Here is a 12,829-nt window from a genome sequence, read left to right on the forward strand (position 1 = left end):
ATTATAAATTTAAAATGTTTCCGTTCAACTTAAAATAATTTCAGGGAAAATCAGATTTTGAGCATCATTTGAAATTTAACTTCAGACTTTGTATTTCCATTTATTTCCTCATTTCCTGAACCGATAGAATCCAGATCTAAATATCGAAACTGAGAATATCTAGCCCACAGTTGTAGATTTTTAGAAAATTTATATTGAGCTAATACGTAATTTCTAGTACCAGTATTTTGATATGCTGGAATTGAAAACGCATATAAAACATCTTTCTCATAAACATATTGTCTATTTTCATAATCATCCGTATCGAAAATAGAATAGCGTGTACTCAATCTGAAATTACCGAAATCAAAATTAATATCTTGGATTACAGCCATTCCATTTGTGTAAGATTCCTTAATTAAATACTCTGAAAACTGAGCTCTCATTTTGAAAGAAATAATACTTTTAGGCTTGATATCTAAATTCACTATATAATTTCTTTTTTGACCATTTGCCAATCCATAAAGATTTGACTCATCTAAAGTTTCTACATTTCTCTCTTTATTTTCGATGCGAAATTGTGAATAGAAATTAATTTGTCTGTTGAATTTATAATTAAATCTAATCAATGATTCATTCCCTTTCGAAGGAGCATCAGCACGAAATTTTAACCATGGAAAAATAAATTGATCATGGTATGCTGATATACTTAACTTTCTAAACGGCTGGTATTCAAGCCCCCAATAAACTCCCTTTTCATTTATATTCCTGGTATTCTCACCAAATGCATTTCCATAAAATGAATGAAAATCTTTTTGATAATGCCTAAGCACAATACTAGTTTGCACATTAGATGCAAGAGAAGCTATAAAACCACCAACACTACCAATTCCCTTTGATGAACTCATGGCTGATTCTCCAAAAAAATGAAAATTTCGCCAATAGTAATTTACAAATAAGCCATAATTAGAGTTTTGATCTCCACTAAATTCAAATTGATTGTATTTATTGTTTTGACGAAAATAGGGCCTATCATAAATAGTTTGAATAAAATTTAAACCCACATTTAATTTTTGATCTGTAGTTGTAAAAAGTAGATTTCCACCAAAATTCTGCGCATTGATAGCATTCTTTGCTTCCAATTCTGAATTTGTTCTATGAAACCCATTTAATCTTATGGATGAAAAATATTCTTCTTGGCTTAGTGCCGAATCTATTTCGGTGCTGGCATCTATTGAATTATAACTGTAAAATGAAGTGAAATCTAAATTACTATGAATTGAGTAGGTAGCAGCTATTCCTCTAAAAAAATTGGTTTCCAAAACAGAAGTGTAAGGCAAGGCCCCTAAATTACTTCTTCTGGCAGTAGCTACTGTTTGGCTACCTTTTCCTACAGAAAAACCTGCACCAAAAAGTAAAGACTGACCTAATTGCAATTGATAATCACCTAAAATTATATTTTTCAATTTCCCAATATTTTCTAATTGGGCATGAAAAGACCAATAATCCATACCATATTGGCTCTGGCCTGGATTCCATGACAATTTTTCTCCTGCATCCTTCTCGGCAGTAAACCCAAAGCTAAAATCATCATTATGACTTATCCTAAAGCGCGTATAAACTCTATTGGGGCTACCTAAATATGGATTATCTGTTTCAATATCATACCCAGCCTTAGGCTCTATTACCCTATCTGACCGAATAATCAAATAATTATTTTCTTCCTCTAATATTCTTCTCAATAAATATCTATTATCTGATTGTAAACCGTCATCAATAATACTTATAAAGGGTAAGATTGATTTTATGGTTTGCAAATCAAATTCAGGGACAGCTTGCAGTTCATAAATAGAAAGAAAATCTCCATTTTTTGCACGATAAGCTAAAAATTCATTTATCTGAATATTACTTAATATCAATAATGATTGTAAATCTTGTCTATTAGCCTTATTTAAGTTTATGGGTGATTGATAAATTTGAAATAAGGATTCATATAAATCTTCATAATTAAGCTCAGAATCCTGAATTGGAAAGTTTCTTTCAATGAAATCTTCTAAGTCAAAGTCCTGTTGTTGCGCATTAATTATGTGTATTGAAAATAATTGAATCAGAATAAAAATACTCAATATGTAATTCTTGAGTATCATCTTCTTTTTAAACTGTAATGAATTGAAATACTATGGGAAATGCCTAGTTCGGCATGATTACTTAAAGCATAATCCCAATTAATATCTATAAATTCAATTCCAAGTCCGTAAAAGGATTGATATGAAGCGCTTCTCATGCCCGCTCTTAAGTAAAACTTTTTAAGAAAATTATATTCCGCTCCTATTTTTAATTGAGTAGGAAATAATATATCTTTTTCAAGTTCCACATTGAAAAGAATGTATTCCTGTGGAGTATAAGAAACTCCCATTTTTAATAGGGTTGGAATTCTTTGTGCTGAAACTGAACCCAACTTGGATTGAGATATATTCAAAGCTTGCGCTCCTATTTTTAATTTTGGTGTAAGGCTTGCTATTCCGCCAAAATCAAATGAAAATGCATTTCTAACTCCAAAATCAAGTACACTTACTTGAAGGTAATTAACATTGAGACCGATTTTAATTATTCCAATTTCGGTTGCATAGCCCAATGTAGCTTTATGCTCATTGTAAATATCTCCACCAAATCTCATTACGTTAATAGCCGTATATCCAAATGGTAATTTACTGGTAATTCCTACAGCCATAATATTCATGGAGGGCAATGAATATTTATTTTCATAAGAAGCTCCAACTTCAATTCCACTTGTTGAGGTTATACCAGCGATATTCCTGTAGGAGGACCAATATCCTTCCATTGCTACAGTAGCATCGGCAAGACCAATCACTTTAGCTGATACAGGCGAATAAATGGATTGCGCTTGTATTTGAACGACTATAAGAAGTAAGGTTAGGTTGATAGTTAAAAACTTCATGTTTTTGAATAAGAAAACAAAAGTATTTAATTTAGATAATAAATATATAGAAATAAATTTGATTAATAATATTAAATATTGCTTTTACACAATTTTGACAATTTGTTTATTCAAATATGGAACAGCAAATTCTCAAATTGACACAAGTTATTATGATTCAGGCAAGATAAAAGCTGTTGGAGAAGCAAAAAAGGGTATTAAGGAGAATGAATGGATCTACTATTTTCCAAATGGAGAAATCAATTCTATTGAGCATTATAAATCAGGTGAGCTTCATGGAAAATTGATAAAATTTCATGAAAACGGAAATTTAAATGCCGAAGAAAATTGGGTTAATGGAGATTTAGAGGGGAAAGCTACTTACTATTACAGGAGCGGAAGAATTGAGAAGCAGGGAGAATATTTAAATAGCAACTATGATGGATTATGGGAATTTTATCATAAAAATGGAAAGCTAAGACAAGCTGGCAATTATGAGAAGGGGCTTCCTGACGGTCCATGGAAATTTTATAATGAAGACGGTCAAATCATTCAATCTGGTAGCTATACCGAGGGTAAAGAAAATGGTCATTGGGTTTTTTATGACAATAAGGGTCGTAAAACTTATGAAGGAAATTACGAAATGGGAGAAAAAATTGGGGATTGGTACTACTTCAATAGATTTGGGAAAAAGAAATTAGTTGCTAAAAATAAAATAGATTAAATACCAGATTTTACATTAATAAAGAAGCCAGTCTCATTTAATGCATTAATTGAATATTCTAACCTTAAGACTGCATCATAAAAAGTAACCAAATCAAGCCCAGCACCATAGCTGTATATGTATCTATTTGATAATAATGGACTAACTGATATTCTACTTCTATCACTAATATTATTTTGTACATAGCCATGATCAAAAAACACTTTAAAGTAAGCTGCAAAAGGTACTTTTCTAAATTGTTTCAATGGCATAAGCCTGCCCAAATTTGCTTCAATTGAAAACAGTTCTTTTTTCAATTCAGTTTTATGCATCACATAATGTTGACCCTGGATTACATATAGTTCATATCCTTTTAGTAAATTATTTGAAAAGCCTAAACCCTCAAAGTTATTATAGGGTTGAAATTTAGGGTAACTAGTGTAAGCAGTAAATGACGAGGCAATATTAAAATTATATTTCAAAGGTTTATAGTAAGCTAATAATCCTCTAAAATTTCCTTGGTCTATATCTTTAAAAATACCTAATCCAATTTTTGTGAATCTGGCATCAATAAGAAACCCTTTTAAAGGGTAATTATTCCTATCTCTAAAATCTCTTCTAAACCTATAGGATAAGCCTATATAATCTTGTTCAACATCTTGATTTTGACCCAAATACTCACTATTAAACTGTAATACCTCATCAATTATGGTTGTTCGGGAGTATACCAAATTTAATGAGTGAGTATTATAATAAGATTCTCTATAGTTAAAGAAAAGAAAGCTATTCATCGAGTTAGAGATGATTTGCCGTTCACTATCATCACCAAAAATGCTATCCGCATCAATGAATAAACGTTTATTCTCTACATTTGAGTAATCAACCTGATCAAATTCACTGTATGAAAAACCAAGCCCCATGCCAAACGTTTGAGCTTTATTCAAATATGGAATATTATAAGCAAAATTAAACCTCCTTTTAAATCCAAATTGAGCCATTGCGGAAAGGCGTTCATTTAATCCTCTTACATTAAACTGATCAAATTTAAATCCATATTCAAATCGATCAGTTGCTGCATTCTGATTAAAAAGCCAATCACTAAAATTTCTGTCTGCTAATTTAAATATCACACTAGGCCAGATATACCATCTTTCTTCCACAAAGAAAATTACTTGAATATGATTTTCATCTGAATTTTCAATAAACTCTATTTCTGCCCTTACAGAATTAAAAAGTCCGGTGTTAAAAATCTTATTCTCATCAAGCTTGATTAAGTCCTTTAATTCTTTAAAAGGATAACTTACATTAGTCTGTAAATCAATTTCTCTGGTAATAATCTTTCGTTTAGTTTTTTTATTACCTCTAATTTCAATTTTTTCAAGATACAGTATTTGATTTTGAAGACTATCTTTAAGCTTATTTTCAATGCTTTTATTATCGGAATTTAAATTAACTGAAACCTGACTTTTTGCGTTAGGTAGAAAGATCAGGGTTACTATACCTAAATATATAATATACTTAAAGATTAAATTAAATCTTAAGTGTTTTAGTAATTCAATATTTAGATTAGTTAATTTTATAATCTTTAAATTTAGTTTTAATCAATTGTCTAATTCCAGAAAAAATACTGTTACAAAAACCATACGAAAAGTAGCCACTTGGCCTATTCTCTTTTATCAATATGGGATTTCTCCTTTTTTTCCTTCTGCTTGTCGCTTCACTCCTACCTGTTCAGAATACACCAAACAAGCAATTTTAAAACATGGTTTACTTAAGGGTTCAAAATTATCAGCAAAAAGAATTTCAAAATGTCACCCATGGGGAGGGTCAGGTTATGACCCTGTTCCTTAAATTCTATTTTCAGCTTTTAATGATTGAAAAATGAAATATACTCCTGCCAAAACAAGTGGAATACTTAACCACTGCCCCATATTTAAGCTTAAATCATCTTCAAAAGCTACTTGATTTTCTTTTATAAACTCATATAAAAATCTTAACCCAAAACAAGCAATCAGGAAGATACCAAAAAGCCTTCCATCTGCCAACCCACTTCTGTTTTTATTCCATAAATAGAATAATACTAGAAATATAAATACACATGAAATCGCTTCGTATAATTGTGCTGCATGCCTTGGCACTCCATTTCCATAGGTGGTCGCATATATAAATCCGCCTTTTTCATTATAATCGAAAACTGCATCTTTAGGAACTATCAAATGCTGAGTAATACTTTGCTCTTGCAGTTTATCAAGAAGCTGATTTTCAGAAAATCTTTTCACATCTTCCAATTTATTTTTACTATTGAAGGCAATTTGCAACTTAACTGGATACTCATATCTGCTTTCATTTGATCCTTCTATCAAATTCGATCTCTTTACTTTTTCCACCTCTACATCTTCTATTGCAGATGTTAAATAATTCACTCTCAATTCAACTTCACGGCCAAAAACAACTCCATATGGCTTATCTGTTGGCTCGCCAATGATTTCAGAATTCATAAAATTACCAGTCCTAATCAACGCCCCAGTTATCGCCACAACAATAACGATTCTATCCAAAATCCATAAATAGCTTATATCCTTATACTTACGTGAGAAAAGATAAAGAGCAATTAATATCCCAGCTGCTCCACCATGACTTGCTAATCCACCTTCCCAAATTTTGAGAATATCCAGAGGGTTACTTAAGTATCTTGTGGGCTCATAGAATAATACATGTCCCAATCTTGCCCCTATGATAGTGGCTAAAACCATATATAAGGTCAGAATTTCAACTTGCTTTTCTTTCTTACCTTCTTTTTTGAAAATGTAGAACATTACTTGCTGAGAAATAATAAATCCCAATGCGAAGAGTAATCCATACCATCTTAATTCAGTAAATCCCAAATCAACAATATAAGGCTTGGGCGACCATACAATATAGCTAAGCATATTTATTTTAGTTTAACACAAAATTAGGGTAAAAAGAGAAATCTCAATGATTTATTCTGCTTTTTCAAGCTCTTCCAATTCTTCTTTAAATGAAGAAGACAAAATAGGAAACCTACACCAGGTTTTAGGATCTACATTATAATCATCTAGATGGAAAGAAACCGCTATTCTTTCTCTTTTCCACTGATTTCTTGACCATAATTTAAAAAACTTTTGAATAGAGGGCTTTAGTATAGATTTTTCACCATTCCAAGTTAATCTTAATTTTTCATATATTTCTAAAGGTGAATAACGATCCCTGATGGCTAATTCTTCTATAGATTGCAGTAATGGGTAGGGCATTAAATCACTTTCATCAGATTGCGATTTTTCGGAAGGTCTTAATTCGGCTGTAGGCCGAAGACTATTTACATAACTTAAACTAGCATAGCCTAACTCTTTTTCCGCCCATTTTAACCATTGAATAATGAAAGGCTTATCAATTGCAGCAATTGGTGCGATACTGCCACTTGTATCACCATCCATGGTGGTATAACCCACACTTCCTTCGCTTCTATTAGAGGTAGTAAGTAATAAAGCATTATTTATATTAGCTAAAATCCAAATAATTGGAGATCTAGCCCTTGCTTGAATATTTTGTAAAGCAATATCGTCTTGGTCCCAATTCAGCTGTCTTCCAATACTTTTAGATATCTTTTGAGTATACCCTTCTACCTCATCATCGATGGACCAATTATAAAAAACAGCTCCTATTTCATTTGCCAATTCCTTTGCTGATTTAAAAGTAGCTTCTCCTGAATTGACCGTACTTTGGTAGGCGGTTGTAAAAAGTCTTTTAGCTATCTCCTTTTCTGGAGCTTTTGAATCTTTAATTCCCTCGTACCATTCAATTTTATGGATTCTTTCGAGAAAAACTGATAGGCTCAATTCCTTAAGTCCAAGTTTTATCATTTCAGCTACCAAAACTGCAGTTGAAGAGGAATCTGCACCACCACTCAACGACAGTACAAAACCATTGCTATAACTTTTTCTTAAATAATCATATAGAGCCAGGCTAACAGCTCTTCTAAATTCTTGATTTATATCTACTTCAGGAATAGAAATTGATTTCTCATCATCGGTATCCCATGTTCCTATTTGAAAATTTTGAAAAGAAAGCAACTCATTTTTGAATTTTAATTCTCCGTGACTTGCTATTATCAATTCCCCATCATAGATCATTCTACCTGCCTCATTGCCTAATAAATTAGCATAAACATATATACAGTTATAGTTTTTAGAACTATCTAAAACTAAGTCGTTTCTGCTTTTAGTCTTATTAAGTGCAAAGTGACTAGCCGAGGGGTTTAAAATTATATCAACTCCTCTTTTACATAATCTATTGGCTGGACGATCCTCCCTCCAGGCATCTTCACATATCTCTAGTCCTATCGTGAAACCTTTGTAATCAACAGTATAATCTCCAATAGGAATAATTCTATCGTCTATTTTGATTTCCGTTTGCTTTCCAACTGGCCATTCCATAAACCACCTTGGTTCATAATGCACACCATCTTTTGCTAAGTTTTGTTTTGGAATGATATATTGTATTTCATTATGATCGCAAAAGGCAGCACAATTATATAAATCACCTTCAAATTTAATAGGAAGTCCCACAACGAATGCCATATCAGGTGCTTCAGGTAATATTCTGCTTACTAATATATTTAAAGCCTTTTGCCACATCCAATCAGATAAGAAAACGTCTTGGCAACCGTACCCACAAATAGTTAATTCAGGAAAACATAAAAGTTCAACCCTTTGAGATTTAGCTTCTTTTAATGCACCCAATATATTTAGAGTGTTTCCTGTCCAGTCTAATGGAATTTGATTAAGAGTTGCACCAGCAATTTTCATAATAATAATTTTAGAATTGCTGCTTAGAATTATAATTCTAAGACAGTTTTAATTTTTGGCAAGCTTTAAAGGCAGCATTTTGCTCTGCTTTCTTTTTATTAAGACCAGCTCCTTTTGCTATTTTTTCTCCATCAATAATGATCACGGCTTTGAATTCTCTTTTCATCCCTTCTTGTTTGTGGTCTTCTATATCAAAGCGTAAAGATCTATTTTTCTTTTGAGACCATTCAATGAGAATACTTTTATAATTAGTATTGTTTTCAATTATCTCATCTAAATCGAAATGGGGAATAATTAGTTTATTGATGATAAACTTTTTACAGTATTTATATCCTCTATCTATGTAAACCGCACCAATGAAAGCTTCCATCATATCACCATAAATCGACTTAAAGTGATATTTGCTTTTAGAAAAATCAGCCTCAAGCATCTGACCAATTCCTATTTTCTTTGCCAGTAAACTTAAAGATTCTCTGTTGACAATACGAGATCGGATTTCAGTAAGAAAGCCTTCATCTTTAAAAGGATATTTTTTAAAAAGGTAATCTGCTACAACTGCACCTAGCACTGCATCACCTAAATACTCCAGTCTTTCATTTGAAGCTTTAAATCCATTTGGTAATGTTTTGGCTACACTTGAATGTTGAGTAACAAGACGGAATAGCTCTAAACGAAAAGGCTTGTAGCCGACAATAGATTTAACTGCAGCTACAAGCCTTTTATCATTTTTATTTAATTTTTTGAGAGAAGAAAGAACGCGTCTGATCAAAGTTGGAAATTAATCTAACTTTCTTAAAACAATTGAAGTATTATGACCTCCAAAGCCAAAAGTATTACTTAATACTGTCTTTACTTCTCTTTTTTGCGCTTTGTTAAATGTGAAATTCAATTTTGAATCGAATTGATCATCATCAGTGAAATGGTTAATAGTAGGAGGTACTATTTGTTTTTCCAAAGCGAAAATACAAGCTAATGCTTCGATAGCTCCAGCTGCTCCTAATAAGTGGCCTGTCATTGATTTAGTAGAGCTAATATTTAAGTTATAAGCATGATCACCAAATACTTTCTTAATGGCTTGTGACTCACTCAAATCTCCTAATGGAGTTGATGTACCATGAACATTGATATAATCAACTTCAGTGGGATCAATATTAGCATCTTCCAATGCATATTTCATCACATTAGTAGCACCTAGTCCTTCTGGATGTGGAGCTGTCATATGATAAGCATCAGCAGACATTCCTCCACCTATTACTTCAGCATAAATCTTTGCTCCTCTGGCTACTGCATGTTCATATTCCTCTAGAATTAGTGCAGCTCCTCCTTCACCTAATACAAAACCATCTCTGTCTTTGTCAAATGGTCTAGATGCAGTAGAAGGATCATCATTTCTTTCCGATAAAGCCTTCATTGCGTTAAATCCACCAATTCCAGCTTCAGTAACTGAAGCTTCTGAACCGCCAGAAATAAAAATATCTGCCTTACCTAATCTAATGTAATTATATGCATCAATCAATGCGTTTGTTGCTGATGCACAAGCCGATACCGTTACAAAATTCGGTCCTCTAAAACCGTATTTTATAGAAATGAGCCCTGCACAGATATCAGAAATCATCTTAGGGATGAAAAATGGATTGAAGCGAGGATTTCTGTCATTAGAAACAAAATTATCTACCTCGTCTTGAAAAGTTTTTAAGCCTCCAATACCAGAACCCCAGATTACTCCTGCTCTATCTAAATTAATTTTAGATAAATCAAGCTTAGAATCTTGGATTGCCTGCTCAGCGGTAATCATACCATACTGAGTAAAAGGATCCATTTTCCTGGCTTCCTTGCGATCAAGATAATCCTCAGCTTTGAAGTTCTTTACTTCGCAAGCAAACTGAGTTTTGAATTTGGATGCATCAAATTTAGTAATGGGACCGGCTCCGCTTGTACCCTTAGCCAAGTTCTCCCAATATTCTTCGACAGAATTACCAATGGGTGTTAAAGCACCCAGTCCCGTTACAACTACCCTTTTTAAATTCATAAATGAATTATGAGCTATTAAATTATTTTACGTTTTCTTCTAAGTAAGAAATGGCCTGACCTACAGTACCAATGTTTTCTGCTTGATCATCTGGAATAGAGATATTGAATTCCTTTTCGAATTCCATAATCAATTCCACTGTATCAAGTGAATCTGCTCCTAAATCATTGGTGAAACTTGCTTCTGCAGTCACTTCTGACTCTTCTACACCTAGTTTGTCAATGATAATTGCCTTTACTTTCTGTGCTATTTCAGACATTATTTTAGAATTTTAGTTTTAAATACACCGCAAAGAAATGTATTTCCCCCATTAATGTCAAACTATTTTTTTCCTTTCGTACAAGTATTTTCCTTTATTCCTCAACTTTGCACTTCAGACTTTAGATTAAATCGAATTATTTATAACTTAAGGTTATGGACAAAAAAATGTGGAAAGATACTTTTACGGTTGATTTCAAATTATTAGCCATCTCGTCTCCTATTCCTGATTTTCAAATGGCTTGGAATATTAATCAATATACAAACTTCACATTAAAAAGGGTAAAAGATCATTTTATTGAATTAAAAAAAGATCAATTTCTGAATACTTCATGTTTTCAGTTTAAAACAGACCATGTTTCAATAAAGTTATTGAAAAATAAATTAAATGATAGTGAGGCCAAACAAGTGTTTCTAATTCCTGAGATGAAAAATATTGATTATTTCCTTCTTATTCAAGATGATACGGAAGAATTACAAATACTTAATGTAAAAAGTACACTAAGTAAAATAAAAAATGTAATTTTGGTTCAAGTTTTGGATGCCGATCGCCTAAAATCGGTAGTTAACTTAATGACTTAAAAAAGATTATAGATAATGAAAAGAGAAAACATCAAATTCAACAAATCAAAAATTGTAGCGACAGTTGGCCCTGCTTCCAACACTAAAGAAATGCTACAAAAATTAGTGAAAGCAGGTGCAGATGTTTTTAGATTAAATTTCTCTCATGGCGACCATGAAACTCATCAACAAACATTAGGCTATATTGAAGAAATTAATAAAGAATGGGGAACCAACATCAGTATACTTCAAGATTTACAAGGCCCTAAAATTAGATTAGGGGACATTGTAAATGGTAAAACTGTCATAAAGGAAGGTGATGAATTCATTATTACGATTAATGAGATAGAAGGTGATAGCAAAAAAGCCTCTACCACCTACCAAGGATTACCATCTGATGTTAAAAAAGGAGACACGATCCTGATTGATGATGGTAATATTCAATTAGAGGTGATTTCTTCAGATAAAACTGATGTAAAAACCAAAGTGATTTATGGTGGTGATCTGAAATCCAAAAAGGGTATAAATCTTCCTTTTACAAAAGTTTCTGCTCCAAGTTTAACTGAAAAGGATTTAGAGGACTTAAAATTCGGGCTTAAGAACGAGGTTGATTGGATTGCTTTATCTTTTGTTCGTTCTGCTGCTGACGTTTTAGATTTAAAAAATAGAATCCGCTACAATGGTAAAGATTGTAAAGTAGTTGCTAAAATAGAAAAGCCAGAGGCTCTTAAAGATATTGACAATATCATAGCCGCTACAGACGCTGTTATGGTTGCACGTGGTGATTTAGGAGTAGAAATCCCAATGGAAGATGTTCCGTTAGCACAAAAAATGATCATTAAAAAGTGTAATGATGCTTGCAAACCTGTTATTGTGGCAACCCAAATGATGGAAAGCATGATTGAGAATCCACGCCCTACAAGAGCAGAAACCAATGATGTGGCTAATGCAATTCTTGATGGTGGTGATGCCGTTATGCTATCAGCTGAATCAGCGGCTGGTCAATACCCAGTTGAAGCAGTTTTGAGTATGTCAAACACTATAGCTAGCATTGAAAAACATACTTCTATTTACCATAAATATGGACATGTTCATCGAGATTCAGAAACCTTCTTTAGTGATAACCTGGTACAAACTGCATGCAAATTAGCAGAAGAGACAGGAGCCAAAGCTATAGTTGGGATGACCAAATCTGGTTATACAGCCTACAGGTTAGCAAGCCATAGACCTAAGGCTGGCATCTTTATATTTACAGGAAATAACGATTTACTAGAAACTATCAATTTGGTTTGGGGAGTAAGAGGTTATATTTATAATAACTATGAGAGTACGGATAAAACTTTTGCTGATATAGAAAAAATCCTTAAAAAAGATAAGCACGTTGAAACTGGAGATATTATAATATTGATGGCAAGTATGCCAATTAAGGAGAAGAACAGAACTAATATGTTAAAAGTAACTGAGGTGAAATAAAGTTCTTTTTATAGCATTAAGAAAGCCATTGAATTAGATTTCAATGGCTTTTTTTATTTAAG

Annotated in this window: 12 protein-coding genes and 1 pseudogene; 4 read left to right on the forward strand and 9 right to left on the reverse strand. The window is 32.5% G+C overall.

Features of this window, described 5'->3' with window-relative positions; all coding sequences use genetic code 11:
• Positions 1-50 precede the first annotated feature (50 nt).
• Positions 51-2,126: a ComEA family DNA-binding protein gene (locus tag QYS47_RS13760; protein ID WP_322346784.1), complete on the reverse strand. Its 2,076-nt coding sequence runs from the start codon at positions 2,124-2,126 to the stop codon at positions 51-53.
• Positions 2,123-2,938, reverse strand: coding sequence for a PorV/PorQ family protein (locus QYS47_RS13765; RefSeq protein ID WP_322346786.1), 816 nt, complete (start codon positions 2,936-2,938; stop codon positions 2,123-2,125). The genes QYS47_RS13760 and QYS47_RS13765 overlap by 4 nt, the downstream gene beginning before the upstream one ends.
• Before the next feature lie 4 nt (positions 2,939-2,942).
• Here QYS47_RS13765 and QYS47_RS13770 point away from each other — a divergent pair, with 4 nt between their 5' ends.
• Entirely contained in the window at positions 2,943-3,641 is a 699-nt protein-coding gene (locus QYS47_RS13770; protein WP_322346788.1) for a toxin-antitoxin system YwqK family antitoxin, read from the forward strand.
• On the opposite strand, the gene QYS47_RS13775 is transcribed toward QYS47_RS13770, so the two are convergent.
• Positions 3,638-4,780, reverse strand: coding sequence for a BamA/TamA family outer membrane protein (locus QYS47_RS13775; RefSeq protein ID WP_308356120.1), 1,143 nt, complete (start codon positions 4,778-4,780; stop codon positions 3,638-3,640). The genes QYS47_RS13770 and QYS47_RS13775 overlap by 4 nt on opposite strands.
• A pseudogene (locus QYS47_RS17545) lies at positions 4,781-5,203 on the reverse strand (POTRA domain-containing protein); the annotation flags it as partial.
• A gap of 58 nt (positions 5,204-5,261) precedes the next feature.
• Between QYS47_RS17545 and yidD the strand changes: the two are divergent.
• Positions 5,262-5,471: a membrane protein insertion efficiency factor YidD gene (yidD, locus tag QYS47_RS13780; protein ID WP_302104279.1), complete on the forward strand. Its 210-nt coding sequence runs from the start codon at positions 5,262-5,264 to the stop codon at positions 5,469-5,471.
• Here the strand turns inward: yidD and lgt are convergent.
• From lgt to QYS47_RS13805, 5 genes are read right to left on the reverse strand one after another with little or no spacing between them, the layout of a single operon-like run.
• Positions 5,468-6,550 carry a prolipoprotein diacylglyceryl transferase gene (gene lgt / locus QYS47_RS13785; RefSeq protein WP_322346791.1) on the reverse strand — a complete coding sequence of 361 codons (1,083 nt, stop codon included), beginning with the start codon at positions 6,548-6,550 and terminating at the stop codon, positions 5,468-5,470. The genes yidD and lgt overlap by 4 nt on opposite strands.
• 51 nt (positions 6,551-6,601) lie before the next feature.
• The gene (locus tag QYS47_RS13790; protein WP_322346793.1) at positions 6,602-8,446 is read right to left on the reverse strand and encodes a nitrilase-related carbon-nitrogen hydrolase; all 1,845 of its coding nucleotides are present in this window, start codon (positions 8,444-8,446) and stop codon (positions 6,602-6,604) included.
• A 37-nt stretch (positions 8,447-8,483) separates the two neighbouring features.
• Positions 8,484-9,215 carry a ribonuclease III gene (gene rnc, locus QYS47_RS13795; RefSeq protein WP_302123836.1) on the reverse strand — a complete coding sequence of 244 codons (732 nt, stop codon included), beginning with the start codon at positions 9,213-9,215 and terminating at the stop codon, positions 8,484-8,486.
• Between the two features lie 9 nt (positions 9,216-9,224).
• Positions 9,225-10,475 (reverse strand): beta-ketoacyl-ACP synthase II, encoded by a 1,251-nt coding sequence (fabF, locus tag QYS47_RS13800; protein ID WP_308356117.1) that lies wholly within the window; start codon positions 10,473-10,475, stop codon positions 9,225-9,227.
• 22 nt (positions 10,476-10,497) lie between these two features.
• On the reverse strand, positions 10,498-10,734 hold the full coding sequence (locus tag QYS47_RS13805) for an acyl carrier protein (protein WP_013453317.1): 237 nt from the start codon (positions 10,732-10,734) through the stop codon (positions 10,498-10,500).
• Between the two features lie 155 nt (positions 10,735-10,889).
• On the opposite strand from QYS47_RS13805, the gene QYS47_RS13810 reads away from it, so the two are divergent.
• Both QYS47_RS13810 and pyk read left to right on the forward strand, forming a co-directional pair.
• A complete protein-coding gene (locus tag QYS47_RS13810; protein WP_308356116.1) occupies positions 10,890-11,315 on the forward strand; it encodes an IPExxxVDY family protein in 426 nt (141 codons plus the stop codon).
• 15 nt (positions 11,316-11,330) lie between these two features.
• Complete coding sequence (gene pyk, locus QYS47_RS13815; RefSeq protein ID WP_308356114.1) at positions 11,331-12,767, forward strand: pyruvate kinase; 1,437 nt, start codon at positions 11,331-11,333, stop codon at positions 12,765-12,767.
• Positions 12,768-12,829 lie beyond the last annotated feature (62 nt).

Source organism: Marivirga arenosa (assembly GCF_030503875.2).
Taxonomy (GTDB): Bacteria; Bacteroidota; Bacteroidia; order Cytophagales; family Cyclobacteriaceae; genus Marivirga; species Marivirga arenosa.